We start from the raw sequence: 17,148 nt of genomic DNA, 5'->3' as shown, positions 1-17,148 counted from the left end.
AAAAATTACATTTTAGAATGGCGTCTTGTATGCTAGGATCGAAGTAAGCAGTGATATAAGCAAACAAGGAAGGTGCTCATGCAACGAAAGGTCAAAGCTTTAGTCGTTGGCGGTGGTGTCGTTGGAGTTAGCACACTCTATCATTTAACAAAAAGAGGCTGGTGTGATGTTGCGTTGATTGAGCAGCATGATTTAACACAAGGTTCAACTTGGCATGCAGCTGGTTTATTACCTTTATATCAAATGAGCTACAGTGTAGGGCAGTTACATAAATACAGTGTTGATTTATATAAGCGTTTAGAAGAAGAAACTGGGCAGGCTGTAAGCTTTCACAAAACAGGAAATCTGCGAATTGCGACAACCCAAGGCCACTTAGATGAGTTTCGCTATTACAGTGGTACGGCAAATACGTTGGGTGTGCCATATGAGATGGTAACACCTAAGCAGGTTAAGAGGCTGTGGCCATTTGCCAGAGTAGATGATGTCTTAGGCGGAATTTATCACCCAGAAGATGGTCATATTGCCCCTGCTGATGTCACACAAGCTTTGGCTAAGGGTGCACGAGCTAATGGCGCTGAAATCTATAGACAAACGCAAGCGCACAATTTTATACAACTAGATAATGGGCATTGGCAGGTTCACACGAGTAATGGCGATATTGTTTGTGAGCACTTAATTTTGGCAACTGGCTTTTATGCTCGGGAAACTGCAAAAAAACTTGGGCTTGATATTCCTGTGGTTTCTGTTGAACATCAATATATCGTTACTGATGAAGTCCCGGAGCTTATCAAGCGCTACCAAGAAGGGTTAAAAGAATTACCTGTTTTACGCGATGCGGATCATTCTTACTATATGCGTGAGGAAAGGCAAGGTTTAATCTTGGGACCGTATGAAATAGGTGCCCCTGCTTGGGCGGTTGATCATGTGCCAGATGGATTTGTACAGCAGTTATTAGAACCAGACTACGAACGGCTGGAGCCTTATATTGAAGCAGCAATTAAACGCGTACCGATGTTTGGTGAGGCGGGTGTTAAGGATTGTGTAAATGGCCCAATTGCTTATACTCCTGATGGTGCACCAATGGTTGGCCCTGCGTTTTGTCTAAAGAATGTCTGGCTTAATGAAGGCCACAGTTTTGGCATTACAGCTGCAGGAGGCGCTGGAAAGTTTCTAGTAGATTGGATTGTTGATGGTCAACCTAGTATTGATATGAGTGGTGTTGATCCACTTCGTTTTGGTGAGTATGCCAACAAGAACTATGCAAGGATTAAAAATGAAGAAGCCTATGCACATGTTTTTGTTACACACTATCCATTAGAAGAGCGTCCTGCAGCAAGACCCGCCAAGACAGCACCGTGTTATGATCGATTAAAAGCAAAGGGTGCGGTTTTTGGTCAACAACAAGGCTGGGAAAGAGCGAATTGGTTTGCTTTGGAAAAAATGCAAGCAGAAGATAAATACAGTTTTCGGCGTACCAATTTTTTTGAACCGGTGAAACAAGAATGTTTAGCTGTCAGAAATAACGTCGGTATAATTGATTTAACAGCGTTTTCAAAGTTTGAAATTACCGGTCTAGATGCGCATGATTTCTTAGATTCACTGGTTGCCAATAAACTGCCACAAAAAAACGGTCGCATTACCTTGGCGCATGCGCTGTTGCCATCAGGTGGTGTTGATAGTGAGTTTACGATTACTAAGGTCAAAGACAACCACTATTATCTCATCAGTGGTTCGGCAGCTACTCAGCATGACTTAGATGTGTTATGCAGACATAAAAAGCCTGCCCAATATGTTGATATTCGCAATGTCAGTGATGATTATGGCGTTTTAGTGCTGGTAGGGCCAGATGCACGAGAGGTGCTTAGTAAGCTCACCGATACTGACTTATCAAACAAAGCATTTCCATGGCTGTCGGCCCAGTCTATTAACTTGGGGGTATGCCCTGTTTATGCTATGCGCGTGAACTTTGTGGGTGAGCTTGGTTGGGAGTTGCATCATAAACTTCCTTATCAAAATCAGATTTTTGATATGCTATTAGACGCTGGGGAGGCTTTTGACATTCGGTTGTTTGGTACTCGTGCGCTGGAATCATTACGGATTGAAAAATCATATCGTTTTTGGAATAGTGATTTGACTAATGAGTACACCTTGCTTGAATCTGATATGGGTCGCTTTATCGACTTTGATAAAGACTTCCCAGGAAAAAAAGCCTTATTGGCACAAAAGCAACAAAGTATTAAGACAAAGCTGGTTACTTTGCAAATCGATGTTGATGATCGAGATGCTTTTGGCAGTGAGCCAATTTATGCCACAGGTGGTGATGAAGTTGTTGGTCGTGTTACAACAGGTGCTTATGCACACTTTCTGGGTAAATCGATGGCAATTGGTTATGTACCAGTTGATAAGGCAGATGTTGGCACAATGCTTGAGGTAGAATTATTAAAAGAACGATTTAAGGCAGAAGTCGTTGAAGACTCACCGTATGATCCACAAAACAAGAGGTTAAGAAGCTGATGAAGGTATTAGTTGCAGTTAAGAGAGTGATCGCCTCATCGGTTAAAGTCAGTGTCAAGACAGATCAAACAGGTGTGGTGAGCGAAAGTGTTAAGATGGCCATGAATGACTTTGATGAAGTTGCTGTTGAACAGGCAATTCGTTTAAAAGAGGCAAGCATTGCTGATGAAGTCATTATCGTCTCTATTGGTCCTGCCAAGGCTAAAGATATCATCCAGCATGGACTTTCCCTTGGTGCTGATCGTGGTATCTTGATTCAAACAGATGCTGAAACCGAACCGTTAGCCGTAGCCAAAGCGCTTAAAAAAATTGTTGAACAAGAATCAATTGATTTAGTCTTAATGGGTAAGCAGGCTATTGATAACGATGCAAGCCAGGCTCCGCAAATGTTAGCAGGGTTGCTTAACTGGCCGCAGGCAACTTTTGTCTCAAGTTTTAATCTAGAAGGGAATCACATCAACGCTACAAGGGAGGTTGATCAGGGACTTCAATACCTTTCCTTTAATTTGCCTGCTGTTATTAGCGTTGACTTAAGGTTAAATACACCACGTTATGCCAACATGCCAAGCATTATGAAAGCGAAGCGAAAGCCATTAGATGTTGTTTTAGATACTGACCTGGGTGTGGATTTCACACCAAAACTACAAACTTTAAAAGTTACTGAGCCGCCTTCGCGGGGGAAAGGACAAATGCTTGATAATGTCGAAGATTTATTACATAAGCTCAGTCAAAAAGGAGTGTTGTGATGCGTGCATTAATTATTTTAGAGTATGAGAATAATGAGATTATCAGCGCTTCTTTAAGTGCATTAGCAGCAGCGAAGCGGCTATCATTACCTGTGGATGCTTTTATTGCTGGGAGTCAAATGGGTGCAATTATTGAAAAAGCCAAACAATTGCCTTTGGTTGAGCATCTATATGTAGCAGACAGTGAAACACTGAAGGATTTATTACCGGAGAATATCGCGCCTTTACTTAAAAAACTGGCAGGGGATTATCAATATATTTTGCAAGCGCATACAACGCATGGCCGTAATATTATGCCACGGTTAGCAGCGTTATTAGATGTCCCACAAGTCTCTGATGTTATTGAAATTAATAATGATAAAACCTATATACGGCCAATTTATGCAGGCAATGCTTTTGTCACCGTCAAAAATCCATCTGATAAGCAGCTTATAACAATTCGTGCAGCAAGTTTTGCGCCTGTTTCCCTTACCGGCGGGCATGCGCAAGTGATAAAAGTAGATGCTCTGGCAGATAGTAACCTTGTGCAATGTGAAGGATGGGAGGTGCATAAAAGCGAATTACCGGATTTAGCAACAGCCTCAAAAGTTATCTCTGGTGGTCGAGGCATTGGCAGTAAAGATGGGTTTAAACGACTTGAGGTGATTGCAGAAAAACTTAAAGCTGCTGTGGGTGCCTCAAGGGCAGCTGTTGATGCGGGTTTTGTTACCAATGATTATCAAGTGGGTCAAACAGGCAAAATTGTGTGTCCTGATTTGTACATTGCTGTAGGCATTTCTGGTGCGATTCAACACCTGGCTGGCATGAAAGACAGCAAATGCATCGTGGCAATTAATAAAGACCCAGATGCACCAATTTTTAATAATTGTGACTATGGCATGGTGGCTGATTTGTTTGATGTGTTACCTCAGCTTGAGCAGGCGCTTGAGCATTGGAAAGATGCCAGTTAACTATTTTAAAGCAATTACATGTTTGCATAGTTAGGACCTCCGCCACCTTCTGGTGTATGCCAGTTGATATTCTGCTTAGGGTCTTTAATATCACAAGTTTTACAGTGAATACAGTTTGTAAAGTTGATTTGCAAATAAGGTGATTTGCCCTTTTCATAAATGATTTCATAGACCTGAGCAGGACAGTAGCGTTGCTCCGGCGCATCAAAGTATTTAAGATTGTACTCAATGGGTGTTTTATCGTCAGCTAATTGTAAATGGCAGGGTTGATTTTCTTCATGAAAAACATTGGCTAAAGCCACACTTGAGGTGCGATCAAATGTAAGCTTTCCATCGGGTTTTGGATAATCGATCTTTTTAGCCTTGTCTTTAAAAATCAGTGTATTATGGTCAGTAGTCTTATGGTGTAGTGTCCACGGCAGTTTTCCTTTAAATAACTTTAAATCAACTGCGTTGTAAAGCATGCCCCAATACATACCAAATTTATTGGCAGCGATGCGAAAATTACGTTGCCGGTACAGCTCCTTGTAAATCGTGGATGCTTTTAGATTTTTTTCATATTCATCAAGTTCGTGATTTGGCGTTTGGGTGGATAGCGCTTTATGAATATTATCAGCAGCTATAATACCACTTTTCATGGCATTATGGGTCCCTTTGATTTTGGCAACGTTTAAAAAGCCAGCGCTACAACCAATTAATAAACCGCCAGGAAAGGTCAGCTTTGGTAGTGATTGAATGCCACCTTCATTAATGGCGCGTGCACCATACCCTATGCGTTTTCCACCATTTAATATCTTGGCGATTTCTGGATGGGTTTTAAAGCGTTGCATCTCATTAAACGGGGATAAATAAGGGTTTTTGTAATCTAATCCAACGACATAACCAATATAGACCTGGTTGTTTTCTAAATGATAAATAAATGAACCGCCCCAGGTGTGCCGATCAACTGGCCAGCCTGCTGTGTGCATGACCATGCCTGGGTTGTGGTTTTCGGATTTGATCTCCCATAACTCTTTTATTCCAATACCATAGGTTTGTGGATCACTATTTTGGCGAAGCTTATAATGATTGATCACCTGCTTTGCAAGCGAGCCGTGGCAGCCTTCTCCAAGTATGGTATATCTTGCATGAATATCAACGCCTAACATAAAGGTATCTTTGTGATTACCTTGTTTATCAATACCTAAGTCATTGGTTCGAATGCCAATAACACGATTGTTACCATCAAATAGCAGCTGGCTGGCAGCAAAACCTGAAAATATCTCTACACCTAGTGCCTCAGCCTGTTCAGCAAGCCAGCGGCAAAGGTTGCTTAAAGAAACAATGTAATTATTGTGATTATGTAATTCATCAGGTAGCAGTTTAATGGGAATATTATAAGCTTTGTTTTTTGTGAGAAATGTAAATTTTTCTTGTGTCACTGGTGTATTCAGCGGTGCACCTTTATTTTTCCAGTCTGGAATAAGCATGTCAAGCCCGCTTGTTTCAATGACTGCGCCTGAAATGATATGACTACCAACTTCTGCACCTTTTTCCAATACACAAACAGACAATTTATTATTTGAGTCCAGGCATTTAAGGCGAATAGCTGCACTTAAACCAGCAGGTCCGGCACCAACGATAATAACATCATATTGCATGATATCACGTTCCATAATAACCCTCTGTAGAGCATGCACATAAAATAATTTCTTAATAACACAATAGAATATCGGGCTGCATTAATGCAAGTGTGGTTATACAGCAGATGCAAATTTTGTCTTTTTTCTACGGTAAGGATTTTTTTACAATTTTTTTATTGCTATCTATACAAAATGGCGGGCAGAAGTGCTAAAGTTGCTTTAGATACATAGGTTCAAGCGTTATTTATCTGAGTGTTTTTTGTGAAAGAATACGCTGTAAATAAAAGCCATATGCTTTATAAAGTGATGCGAGTATATATGAACTTGGTATCTCTTATGAATTTAGCGTAAGAAACGCGTAGGTGCATAGATAGGAAGGTTGTTGATATTACATATTGACTGACAAATTGAAACAAGGAGATTAAGTGATGAAAGTTTTGTGTGTATTATATCCAGATCCAAAAGATGGTATGCCAAGATCTTATTACCGTAATAGTTTGCCGCATATGTCACACTACCCAGATGGACAGACACTCCCTACACCACAAGGTCGTGATTTCACGCCTGGCACGCTTTTAGGCAGTGTTAGTGGGAAGCTTGGGCTTGAGAAGTTCCTTAAAACACAGGGGCATGAATTCATTGTCACTTCAGATAAAGAAGGACCCAATTCAGAGTTTGATCGACATTTAATCGATGCCGATGTTGTCATTTCACAACCCTTTTATCCAGGATATCTTACGGCTGAACGCTTAGAAAAGGCAAAAAACCTAAAGCTTGCCATTACTGCAGGTATTGGCTCTGACCATGTTGATTTGGCTGCGGCGAATAAAAAAGGCATCACGGTTGCTGAGGTGACTTTTTGTAACAGTATCAGTGTTGCTGAACATGCTGTCATGATGATGTTAGCATTGGTTCGTGATTATATGACACAACACGAAATTGCCAGATCAGGTGGGTGGGATATTGCCGATTGTGTCAAGGATTCTTATGATATTGAAGGGATGGATGTTGGTGTGCTTGCCGCCGGTCGTATTGGGCTGGCGGTGTTGCGTAGAATGAAGCCTTTTGATGTAAAACTTCATTATTTTGACCGTTATCGTTTAGATGCGCAGACAGAAAAAAGCCTTAATGCAATTTATCATGATTCCATTGAGTCTTTAGTTTCATCGGTGGATGTATTGTCTATTCATTGTCCATTGACCGCTGAAACTGATGGATTATTTGATAAAACATTATTAGCCAAAATGAAAAAAGGGGCTTATATCGTTAACACGGCACGCGGTAAGATTTGTAACAAGTATGATATCAAGGATGCCATTGAATCTGGACATCTTGCCGGTTATGCAGGCGATGTTTGGTATCCGCAACCCGCACAGCAAGATCATCCATGGCGAACGATGCCCAAAAATGCGATGACACCCCATACCTCAGGAACAAGCCTGTCTGCGCAAGCACGCTATGCTGATGGTGTCAGAGAAATTTTAGAAAACTTCTTTGCTGGTAATCCAATACGGAATGAATATTTAATCGTCAGTGATGGTGATTATGTTGGAACCGGTAAGCATTCGTATGCTAAAAAGGAGGCAGTGAATCAGTAGTTGGTGTCGCTAACCAGCAGCAAGGACAACAAACTATAAGGCCAGTAAAAATGAATATGGCAGATATTAATGTGATAGTAAACCGTTGGCTATCACAGGCGTCAATTGAGATTGTTCCGCGCATATTTAATCAAATAACTGACCTTGAAAATTACATCCTTCCTGGACAATATCTTTATATTACTTATTTGCCTAATGAAGACTTTCAAGCAATTATCGAAACAGCTGTTATCGTGCAAAGCTATGGCGGGATTCCTGTTGCGCACATCCCAGCACGGCATATAAAAGACCAATCGCATCTATACCGTTATGTTGATGCGCTTAAAAATGCAGGCGTTCGACATGTATTATTATTGGCAGGGGATCGGGAGAAGTCATTGGGGTGCTTTCAAAGCACGGTAGATCTGTTGAAAACGAATTTATTTGATGGCAATGCATTTGAAAGTATTGGTTTTGCGGCACATCCTGAAGGACATCCAAAGATTAAACAGGATGAATTGTTTAAAGCTATTCAATGCAAGGTTCAATGGGCACAGTTGCAACCTTGTCGATGTTATTTTATTACACAGTTTGTCTTTCATGCAAAAAGTATTCTAAAGTGGCAGAATCAGCTTTCAGGTGTGCAGATGTTGCCTGTTTATATGGGATTGCCAGGACCAACAAAGCCAAAGGCACTGCTGGCTTTTGCTAAATTAGCAAATATTGGCTGGCTGAAACTGTTATCAATGATAGTGCGCAATCCAACAAGATGGTTTCGCTTTGCAGGGCGCTGGTCACCTGAAGAAATCATTAATCATCTGGCAAGTTTTCAGCAAACGAGGCCAGACTCTTTTATCAAAGGTTTGCATTTTTATACTTTTGGTGGATTTAAACCAACAGCCAGATGGTTAAAAAGGAAGCATGAACTTATTTTTGATGCCTTTACATGCTCTGTCAACCCCAATAACAAGGAGGAAAGTCCGATGAAAAATACAGCACAGCACTACACACTAGAAACAGATGCAATGTATCAAATAAACCAAACTAAAAAACGCAATGTTCCAGTCAATCTCAGGCAAAGTGGTAATGCAGATGTTAATATGCTGATTTCAACACGTATTCGCAAGTCACCTTTTTGGCATTTATCGATGGAAGCTGGCTGCAATACCGTAACGGTTTATAATAATATGTATCATCCACGTAGTTACACTCCTGAAGAAGAAGGGGGGTTGATGGCAGAGTATGAAGCCTTGACGAAAGATGTGACGATGTGGAATGTTGCCGTAGAGCGTCAAATTCAAATTAAAGGTAAAGATGCCTTAACATTTACAAATCGACTGGTAACACGGGATTTGAAGGAAATATGCCCAGTCAACCAGGCGCGTTATGTGATATTATGCGATGAAGAAGGCGGTATTATTAATGATCCTGTTCTACTTCGTGTGGCTGAAGATGAGTTTTGGTTATCAATATCGGATTCAGATGTCTTACTGTGGGCAAAAGCACTAAATTATAATTGGCAATATGATGTTAGTATTAAAGAAATTGATGTCTCTCCTGTGCAGATTCAAGGGCCTAAATCACAAGCGCTAATGCGTAAATTATTTGGTTTAGGGATTGACTCGATTAAATACTATCGTTTATGGCAAACTACACTAAACGGTATGGATGTCGTGATTTCGCGCAGTGGATTTTCTGCCGAAGTTGGCTATGAAATTTATCTTAGAAATGCGACCTATGATGCAGATAAGCTTTGGAATACCGTGCTTGAGGCTGGCAAAGAATTTAATTTACGCGTCATTGCGCCAGGACACATCCGCCGGATTGAAGCAGGGATCCTTTCTTACAAGCAAGACATGGATATCGAAACAAACCCATTTGAGTGTGGTCTGGCATGGCAGGTAGATTTGGAAAAAGAAGATGATTACGTTGGAAAACAGGCACTTGCTAAAATTAAAACGGAAGGCGTTTCACGGAAGCTTGTAGGACTTTGCATTGAAACAACAGTGCCGATTACTTGGTATAATCCTGATTTCTGGTTGGTTTTTGATGAAAGCCATCAAAAACAAATAGGCTATATTACAAGTGCATTTTACTCGCCTAAGCTTGGTCAGAATATTGCCTTGGCAATGGTTCCAATAGAGTACACAAAAGTAGGGACAAAGCTTACCTGTGATGTTTTAATTGAAGGCGAGCAAAATGGTGCAAAAGCAGTTGTTTCAGAGACGCCGTTTTTTGATCCACAAAAACAAATGCCTTTAGGTGATCAGCTTGCAAGTTGATAAAATAATGAGGAGCTCGCATGTTTAGCATTGATCAGCAAATCGTTCAAAATACCAGAATACATCCAATTTGCGATGTTGGCGCCAAAATCGGGCTAAATAATGATATATTGGATCCTTATGGGCACTATATGGCAAAAATCAACTGTTGGCATAGGGATATGCCCAAGTCTGCAAATAAAGGTAAAGTCATCTTAGTAACTGCAATTAGCCCAACACCTGCAGGAGAAGGAAAAACGGTAACCTCAATCGGGTTGAACGATGCGTTATGTCAGCTAGGTAAAAAAAGTATATTATGCCTTCGTGAGCCAAGTCTTGGCCCATATTTTGGGAGTAAAGGCGGGGCGACAGGTGGTGGTTATTCTCAGGTATGTCCGGCTGAAAAAATAAATATGCATTTTACAGGAGATTTTCATGCGATTACCAGTGCACATAATCTGCTTTCGGCAATCATTGATAATGTGATTTTTCGCGAAAATGGCGTTGGGCTAGATCCTCAGCAGATCAGTTGGAAACGGGTTATGGATATGAATGATCGTTGCCTAAGAAATATTATCGTTGGTTTAGGCGGTAAGCGTAATGGATTTACCAGAGAGTCAGGATTTGAGATTACTGCAGCTTCTGAAATCATGGCTATTGTCGCATTATCCAAGGATGAGGATGATTTAAAGGCAAGGTTATCTCGGATTATGCTTGGGCGGCATTTGACTGAAAATCGCTACATTTATGCTTATGAGCTGGAATGTATCAATGCAATGGTACGCTTATTAGGAGATGTATTAAAGCCAAATTTGGTTCAATCACTTGAGAGCAATCCCGTATTAATGCATGCAGGGCCTTTTGCCAATATTGCACATGGCTGTAATTCAATTATTGCAACAAAAACGGCAATGGACCTGGGTGAATATGTCGTGACTGAAGCGGGTTTTGGTTCAGGGCTGGGTGCTGAAAAATTTTTTAATATTAAATGCAGGCAATCGGGCATTAAACCATCTGCATCAGTATGTGTGGTGACAGTGAGGTCTTTAAAAATGCATGGTGGTGTTGCAAAAAATGCATTAGGGGCGCCAAATTTGCAAGCCGTTGAAGCTGGTTTAAGCAACCTGGGAGGTCACCTTGATAACTTAACACAATTTGGTGTGCCTGTTGTTGTCGCAATTAATCATATGTCAGGTGATACTGAACAGGAGATTGAATGTATTAAAGCCTTTTGCCGGCAAAGATCAGTTCAGGCCATCGTGGCAAAGCATTGGTCAGAAGGTGGTAGTGGCGCAGTTGAGCTTGCCAATGCTGTAATAGAAGCCATTGATACACAGCCAAATTATTTTAAATATCTTTATCCGGATGAAATGCCGCTGGCAGATAAGATGCGCACGATTGCGCGAAAAGTGTATAAGGCGGCAGATATAGAAATCAGCCAGTTAGCAAAAAGGCAGCTTGCTGTGGTTGAAGATGGTGGCTGGCAAAATCTCCCGGTATGCATGGCAAAAACACAATACAGCTTTTCTTCAGATCCTAAAATGTTAGGTGCGCCGATTAACCATATTTTACCCATTAGAGAGTTAAAACTTTCAAGTGGTGCAGGTTTTGTCGTGGCACTTTGTGGCGACATGGTGACGATGCCAGGATTGCCAAAACATCCGGCTGCTGTAGATATGTAAGTTATATCTCCCGATATTTAAATAATGATTTCTCCCTAGCATCTCGCGCTTCTTTTCTTGCTTGCCTTCTTGCCTGATCTCTTTGTTCGTGACGTTTACTTGTATTTCTGAGAATCTGTTGTCTTTTCCTTTCCCTTTCGTCTGCTTCTAGTTTGGTATTGATGGATGAAATAGCCTCTTCTTCATGATCAAAAATTTCTGCTGAAAGCAAAACCAAAACCTCCTCAATATTTTCAAGAACATCTTCGATTGATGCTTTTTTTGCATGGTATGCCTGTAAACTCAAACGCTGTTTTAAAAAGCTTTTTCTCAGAGCTGTATAACGTGCTGCCTTATTAATTTCTGGATGATCACTGGTTGCACCAATTGCATTGTTTAAGCTTGAGATAGAAGCATGAAGATAAGTTTGACCTTTTTCTCCATAACTGCTTTTTTCATTGCCTTCATCAATATCTCCTAAACGCACGGCAATACCACCGAAAACATAAGGCTGGTTTTCATAAAAGGTGCTGATGTTATCAAAGTCTTCCTCGCTAGTCGATAGTTGTGTTTTTTGCGTGTTTGTGCGTCCTAGCGAAAGGTAGGTAGAGGGCTTGGAAAGCTTTTGTGCAAAGCGCTCATCCAGATCTGTATGCTCGGTATAAGTGTTGTTATCACTATTATAATCATAAAGGCGAATTAATTCTAAGAGCTTTGTGTTAACTTGTTGTGCAAGCTGATCTCTTAAGTTATTAGCAATACCGTGATCAATGGGGGTGGTGTTTTCAGCAAAAGCTTTTACATATTGGAAATTAAAATGGTTATAGAATGTTTGAGACATTAAAAACTCGTTATGTAGATTATTGCAGCTATCATCATTAAGGCCATAATAATTCAAGTGTTCACGATTTTCTTTCGATAGGGTTGGAAGCAATTTGATGCGTCTTAAAGGTGCTAATAATAATGGTTGCATTTTCGCTACAAACATAAAAACATAGGCAACAGCCTTATTGATATGTGTTTGGCGAATGCTTGAACGCCCTGCCATGCGGTTATGTAACGAGTAAAATTCCAAATAGAAATAACAAGCGCTCGTAATAGCAACATAAAGTGCACTTAAGTATTTTATAAGTTTTTCTTGTTTCGTATCCTTTTGAATACCGATAATGACAAAGTTGCTTATAGGTTCCGATAAAATCAGATTGGGTAGGGTGTTAAGCAAGTAAATAATAATAATATCAAGCACGCGCTCATCATTGCTAAATGTATCCTTCCAGTGTGATTTAGCGTTATTTGGTATATAGGCAATGATTTTTTCTTTAACGCCACTACCAAGTTTTTTATCAAAAAAGCGATTATAATCGTTAAAGTACGCCCACACTTTCAATTTTGTATCAATGACATTAAAAAACTGTTCACGATCAATAGTGAAGTTATCTTGAGGTGATACAGTGTTGTTATAAATAAGAAATGTTTCGTCAGCTTCATTTGTAATATTAAGCTTTTTATATTTGCGTGTATAACTGGTATTCTTTGCAAAGACCTCTGAGTCAATCACTTTTTTAAGCAATTCTTGCCGAATATCCTTGGCTTGTTCTGCTGTAATTGTCTGTATTTTATCTTTATCTTGGTAGAAGCGCTCATAGACTTGCCTTGCTTTGGCGCCTAAGTGGCTATCTGCAATCTGGATGCGTTGCGTGAAGCTTGTTAATGCATGATACATTAAAATTGTATTATCCGATTGGAAGGCTCTAAGCTGGCAGATGTTGAAAGAAACTAAAATAATAGCCTGTTTAAGCGCAAATTCAGCATATTGGTTTTGATTTTGCTGTATATACTCGATAGTTTTTTCAAATTGTTTCTCTTCAGTTAGGCTATCAATTTGAATGGCTTGTATCTGTCCTTGCATTTTCATCGTATTTAAAAACTCGTTGATACAATTTTGTGCCTTGTATTTTGCTGTGTAGAGCTCGCTGTCTGGATCGTAGTTTTTTTGTCCTGTTATGGGATCATTCATACTGAATTGGCGAATATTACTATTGACGGTCTGTCCAATTATATAATTGCTCATACCAGATGTGACTGAAGCTAAAATTGTATTAGCAACGCGCACCTTCATGCTGGCATCAACCTGTGAGGCTTCATAGATCGACTGAATGCTTGTTGCAATGGCATAGCCAAGTGGGCCGGCGAAAAAAGTTGCTGCGGCAGTTGCCATACCAAAGGCAATATTAATAGTATTATCAAAGCGGCGTTGTCTTTTTTCTTCCAAAGACATACGTAATTCATATTGACTGGTAAATTTATTATTCTCCTGTTCATATTGTTTAACTTCTTCTGTAAATAGCGTGATTAAATCAGTTAAAGCCTTCGATTGGTCTTGCAGTTGTTTAATCCCCATAAAAAACTCCTTTTAAAATGAACGGGTTTATACATTGAAAAGTATGTTGTTACTTTAAGGTAAGATGCTCAAGCTTATTTTGTATACGCTTAGGTGCAAATTTTATGCCTTAAACAAAGCAATGGCTAAGAATGTGTTCTTATATGATTATTTTTGTAGTGTGACAGATTAAGTTAGTGCATCTTACCAGCAATTGCGCTTACTGTTTTGTAAGCATTTTCTGTCGCCACAAATACAGGCTATACCTGCCATGCGATGAGTGCAAAATAATTACAGCAAAATATAAAATAATTTAAGCAAGATGCAAAAATGGGAAGTGTGTAACTTCAGTTTTTAATGAAAAAAATTGACTTAAGATTGGCAGCTTGCGGCTTTTCTTTTACAATACCCCTATATTTATTTTTATGTAGAGCTGTATGATGAAACCAACTATTGAGCTGAAGCTATTACGTCCTGATATTTTTTCAAGTTTACCTGAATATGGCACCAGTGGTTCTGCTGGTGTGGATTTGCGCGCAGCAATTGAAACACCCTTAGTGCTTGAGCCTGGCCAATGTGAGCTCCTGCCAACTGGTATTGCAATCCATATCGGACAAGAGAGTATGGCAGGAATGATTTTGCCTCGCTCAGGGCTAGGCCATAAAAAGGGATTGATTCTCGGTAATAGCGTGGGATTGATTGATTCGGACTATCAAGGTGAGCTTATGGTCTCGTGTTGGAACAGATCCAATGCACCCATTGAAATCACGCCATTAATGCGTTTTGCACAACTGGTAATCGTGCCTGTTATTCAGGCAAATTTCGTTGCTGTTGATGAGTTTACCGATACAACAGTAAGGCAGCAAGGTGGCTTTGGTCATACTGGAACAAGGTAGGCTTAAATGCGTATTATCAATCAAGGAAAGAAAATAAAGGTGGTGGTGCACAGATGATTTGGACGGTGCCGAATATTTTAACCATGTTGCGTGTGCTTTTGATCCCGATACTTATCGTGGCTTTTTATGTGCCTTTTCCTCATCATCATGGGGTGAGTGCAACAATTTTCTTAATCGCCGCAGCTACAGATTGGCTTGATGGTTTTTGGGCACGGTATTTTAAACAGACAACAAAGCTGGGTGCTTTTTTAGACCCTGTTGCTGATAAGCTCATGGTTGCAACGGCATTAGGCTTGTTAATTGCGCTATATCCTTACGCGTGGGTGGCAATTCCTGCTATTGCCATTATTTGTCGAGAGATTATTGTGTCTGCATTGCGTGAATGGATGGCAGAAATTGGTCAGCGCTCTGTTGTAAAAGTATCATTTGTTGGGAAAGTGAAAACAGCGTGCCAAATGGGTGCAATCTTTTTGTTGCTGCTTAAGCCTAAAAGCTTAACGGATTTATGGGTTATTTTTGGCTTTATTTTGCTTTATGTGGCCGTGATTTTAACAGTCTATTCGATGTGGTTATATTTATCTGCCGCATATAAGGCAATTAAGTCCCAGTGAAATTGCTTGGAAAAAGGTGTGTGATTGTCTACAATTTTGATGTGTAACATGACAGCAATAAGGAAGCGAATATGCGATTTATCAATACGATTTTAACTTTAATTACTATTATAGGTGGCTTTAACTGGTTTTTGCTGGCAGTTTTTGATTTTAATATCGTGCATGAAATCTTTAAATTTTCTTCTGTATGGGAAAAGGTTATTTACGTTGTGATTGGACTATCATCACTGTATTGTCTAAGCTTGATTAAAATGATTTACAAATCAAAATAAATGTCCTGTGTTGCACGTAGTGTGCGCCATTAATTTTCCTTTTGTTCATTAGGGATAAATGGTACATTATTAACTGTTTTATTGTATAGAGAGTGATTTATGAGTAATAAAGAACAAGCATTATCATCAGCGCTGTCACAGATTGAAAGACAGTTTGGCAAAGGCTCTATTATGCGTATGGGAGATGCGCCTTTAGCGCGTGATATCGATGTGATATCAACAGGATCATTAGGGGTAGATATTGCACTTGGTGTTGGTGGTTTGCCAAAGGGTCGAGTCGTTGAGATTTATGGTCCTGAGTCTTCGGGTAAAACAACATTGACCTTGCAAGCAATTGCAGAATGCCAGAAAAAAGGTGGCACGGCAGCTTTTATTGATGCTGAACATGCTTTGGATCCAGTGTATGCAGAGGCTTTAGGGGTTGATTTGAAAAACCTGATTGTCTCACAACCCGATACGGGTGAACAGGCCTTGGAGATTACCGATATGCTGGTGCGTTCAGGCGGTGTTGATATCGTTGTGGTTGACTCTGTTGCAGCATTAACACCAAAGGCTGAAATTGAAGGGGATATGGGTGATTCACATATGGGGCTTCAGGCGCGTTTGATGTCACAGGCATTAAGAAAGCTTACTGCAAACATTAAGCGCTCTAATACGCTGGTTTGTTTTATCAACCAGATTCGGATGAAAATTGGGGTTATGTTTGGTAATCCTGAGACCACAACCGGGGGTAATGCGCTGAAGTTTTACTCATCAGTAAGGCTTGAGATTCGTCGTGGTAGTCCAATCAAAAAAGGTGATGAAATTCTTGGGAATGAAACAAAGGTTAAAGTCGTTAAAAATAAAGTTTCTCCTCCTTTTAAACAGGCTGAATTTGACATTATGTATGGAGAGGGAACCTCGCTAGAGGGTGAGCTGATTGATCTGGGCGTGAAACATGGATTGATTGAAAAATCAGGCGCTTGGTACAGCTATAATGGTGAGCGAATTGGTCAAGGCAAAGATAATGTTCGCAATTACTTAAAAGAAAATACAGAGATCAAAACACGGTTGCATGATGCAATCCTAACACAGTTGCTGCCAGCTAAATCCAAGCAAGGTGTGGCCATAGAAACTGATGATGCCAATGCCAAGTGAGCGTGATTACTTATTTTTTCTTCTATCTAAGCAGGATTACTCAAAAGCACAGCTTCAACAGAAATTATTGAAGCGTGCCAAACTTACTGATGTTGAGATTGTTCAGCTTTTAGATGAGTTTGCACAAAAAGGCTGGCAATCTGATCAGCGTTTTGCAGAACAATTAATTCGTGCAAGTCTATTAAAAGGCTATGGTGAAAAACGCATCATTCAAAAGCTTGTATATGAAAAACAGGTTGATGCCTCACTTGTTGAGCGTTTACTCTGCACACAAGAAATCGATTGGACAACGCAGGCAAAAATGTGCTATCAGAAAAAATATCATGATGATGTTTCAACACACATTGATCACGCCTAATAAAGCATTTTAAAGTTTTTTCGTGTAGGATATTTCACAAAGTTATATGCAAGCTGTATTCAAAATGGAAATTTTACAAACGAAGAACCTGGATCATCTGGGATTAGTAACTGGGGTATTTAAGAAGTTTGGGATTATTGATTTCGTGAACAAGAAGTTAGGG

13 protein-coding genes are annotated in these 17,148 nt (G+C 40.0%); 11 read left to right on the top strand and 2 right to left on the bottom strand.

Annotated elements, in window-relative coordinates:
- Positions 1-78: 78 nt before the first annotated feature.
- From DNK84_RS01750 to DNK84_RS14750, 3 genes are read left to right on the top strand one after another with little or no spacing between them, the layout of a single operon-like run.
- Complete coding sequence (locus DNK84_RS01750) at positions 79-2,514, top strand: GcvT family protein (RefSeq protein WP_119342861.1); 2,436 nt, start codon at positions 79-81, stop codon at positions 2,512-2,514.
- Positions 2,514-3,260, top strand: coding sequence for an electron transfer flavoprotein subunit beta/FixA family protein (locus tag DNK84_RS01745; RefSeq protein WP_119342860.1), 747 nt, complete (start codon positions 2,514-2,516; stop codon positions 3,258-3,260). The genes DNK84_RS01750 and DNK84_RS01745 overlap by 1 nt, the downstream gene beginning before the upstream one ends.
- Positions 3,260-4,210 (top strand): electron transfer flavoprotein subunit alpha/FixB family protein, encoded by a 951-nt coding sequence (locus tag DNK84_RS14750; RefSeq protein WP_119342859.1) that lies wholly within the window; start codon positions 3,260-3,262, stop codon positions 4,208-4,210. The genes DNK84_RS01745 and DNK84_RS14750 overlap by 1 nt, the downstream gene beginning before the upstream one ends.
- Positions 4,211-4,224: 14 nt before the next feature.
- Here DNK84_RS14750 and DNK84_RS01735 read toward each other — a convergent pair whose 3' ends face one another.
- Positions 4,225-5,865 (bottom strand): electron transfer flavoprotein-ubiquinone oxidoreductase, encoded by a 1,641-nt coding sequence (locus DNK84_RS01735; RefSeq protein WP_119342858.1) that lies wholly within the window; start codon positions 5,863-5,865, stop codon positions 4,225-4,227.
- A gap of 395 nt (positions 5,866-6,260) precedes the next feature.
- Here DNK84_RS01735 and DNK84_RS01730 point away from each other — a divergent pair, with 395 nt between their 5' ends.
- Genes DNK84_RS01730 through DNK84_RS01720 form a run of 3 tightly spaced genes read left to right on the top strand, consistent with a single transcriptional unit; the run spans position 6,261 to position 11,352 of the window.
- Positions 6,261-7,430, top strand: a complete 1,170-nt coding sequence (locus DNK84_RS01730) for an NAD-dependent formate dehydrogenase (RefSeq protein ID WP_119342857.1) — start codon at positions 6,261-6,263, stop codon at positions 7,428-7,430.
- Between the two features lie 50 nt (positions 7,431-7,480).
- Positions 7,481-9,691, top strand: a complete 2,211-nt coding sequence (locus DNK84_RS01725) for a glycine cleavage T C-terminal barrel domain-containing protein (protein WP_119342856.1) — start codon at positions 7,481-7,483, stop codon at positions 9,689-9,691.
- A gap of 20 nt (positions 9,692-9,711) precedes the next feature.
- Complete coding sequence (locus tag DNK84_RS01720; RefSeq protein ID WP_119342855.1) at positions 9,712-11,352, top strand: formate--tetrahydrofolate ligase; 1,641 nt, start codon at positions 9,712-9,714, stop codon at positions 11,350-11,352.
- A 1-nt stretch (position 11,353) separates the two neighbouring features.
- On the opposite strand, the gene DNK84_RS01715 is transcribed toward DNK84_RS01720, so the two are convergent.
- Positions 11,354-13,732: a hypothetical protein gene (locus DNK84_RS01715; protein ID WP_119342854.1), complete on the bottom strand. Its 2,379-nt coding sequence runs from the start codon at positions 13,730-13,732 to the stop codon at positions 11,354-11,356.
- A gap of 419 nt (positions 13,733-14,151) precedes the next feature.
- Between DNK84_RS01715 and dut the strand changes: the two genes are divergently transcribed.
- From dut to DNK84_RS01690, 5 genes are all read left to right on the top strand, one after another.
- Positions 14,152-14,607: a dUTP diphosphatase gene (gene dut / locus DNK84_RS01710; protein WP_119342853.1), complete on the top strand. Its 456-nt coding sequence runs from the start codon at positions 14,152-14,154 to the stop codon at positions 14,605-14,607.
- A 53-nt stretch (positions 14,608-14,660) separates the two neighbouring features.
- A complete protein-coding gene (pgsA, locus tag DNK84_RS01705; RefSeq protein WP_119342852.1) occupies positions 14,661-15,218 on the top strand; it encodes a CDP-diacylglycerol--glycerol-3-phosphate 3-phosphatidyltransferase in 558 nt (185 codons plus the stop codon).
- Positions 15,219-15,289: 71 nt separating this feature from the next.
- Complete coding sequence (locus DNK84_RS01700) at positions 15,290-15,490, top strand: DUF378 domain-containing protein (protein WP_119342851.1); 201 nt, start codon at positions 15,290-15,292, stop codon at positions 15,488-15,490.
- 99 nt (positions 15,491-15,589) lie between these two features.
- Complete coding sequence (gene recA, locus DNK84_RS01695; RefSeq protein WP_119342850.1) at positions 15,590-16,627, top strand: recombinase RecA; 1,038 nt, start codon at positions 15,590-15,592, stop codon at positions 16,625-16,627.
- A complete protein-coding gene (locus DNK84_RS01690; protein ID WP_162902147.1) occupies positions 16,611-16,985 on the top strand; it encodes a regulatory protein RecX in 375 nt (124 codons plus the stop codon). Before recA ends, DNK84_RS01690 begins: the two co-directional genes overlap by 17 nt.
- Positions 16,986-17,148: the final 163 nt, after the last annotated feature.

It is taken from the genome of Facilibium subflavum (assembly GCF_003574485.1).
GTDB lineage: Bacteria > Pseudomonadota > Gammaproteobacteria > Francisellales > Francisellaceae > Facilibium > Facilibium subflavum.
The sequence above is the reverse complement of the archived record's forward strand: the minus strand, read 5'-3'. Positions and strand labels throughout refer to the sequence as shown.

Bases quoted from the DNA above. Each gene is read 5' to 3' on its own strand.
- DNK84_RS01730 (WP_119342857.1), top strand. From the start codon at position 6,261: ATGAAAGTTTTGTGTGTATTATATCCAGATCCAAAAGATGGTATGCCA.
- DNK84_RS14750 (WP_119342859.1), top strand. From the start codon at position 3,260: ATGCGTGCATTAATTATTTTAGAGTATGAGAATAATGAGATTATCAGC.
- DNK84_RS01720 (WP_119342855.1), top strand. From the start codon at position 9,712: ATGTTTAGCATTGATCAGCAAATCGTTCAAAATACCAGAATACATCCA.
- pgsA (WP_119342852.1), top strand. From the start codon at position 14,661: ATGATTTGGACGGTGCCGAATATTTTAACCATGTTGCGTGTGCTTTTG.
- DNK84_RS01700 (WP_119342851.1), top strand. From the start codon at position 15,290: ATGCGATTTATCAATACGATTTTAACTTTAATTACTATTATAGGTGGC.
- dut (WP_119342853.1), top strand. From the start codon at position 14,152: ATGAAACCAACTATTGAGCTGAAGCTATTACGTCCTGATATTTTTTCA.
- DNK84_RS01690 (WP_162902147.1), top strand. From the start codon at position 16,611: ATGCCAATGCCAAGTGAGCGTGATTACTTATTTTTTCTTCTATCTAAG.
- DNK84_RS01745 (WP_119342860.1), top strand. From the start codon at position 2,514: ATGAAGGTATTAGTTGCAGTTAAGAGAGTGATCGCCTCATCGGTTAAA.
- DNK84_RS01725 (WP_119342856.1), top strand. From the start codon at position 7,481: ATGAATATGGCAGATATTAATGTGATAGTAAACCGTTGGCTATCACAG.
- DNK84_RS01715 (WP_119342854.1), bottom strand. From the start codon at position 13,732: ATGGGGATTAAACAACTGCAAGACCAATCGAAGGCTTTAACTGATTTA.
- DNK84_RS01750 (WP_119342861.1), top strand. From the start codon at position 79: ATGCAACGAAAGGTCAAAGCTTTAGTCGTTGGCGGTGGTGTCGTTGGA.
- DNK84_RS01735 (WP_119342858.1), bottom strand. From the start codon at position 5,865: ATGGAACGTGATATCATGCAATATGATGTTATTATCGTTGGTGCCGGA.
- recA (WP_119342850.1), top strand. From the start codon at position 15,590: ATGAGTAATAAAGAACAAGCATTATCATCAGCGCTGTCACAGATTGAA.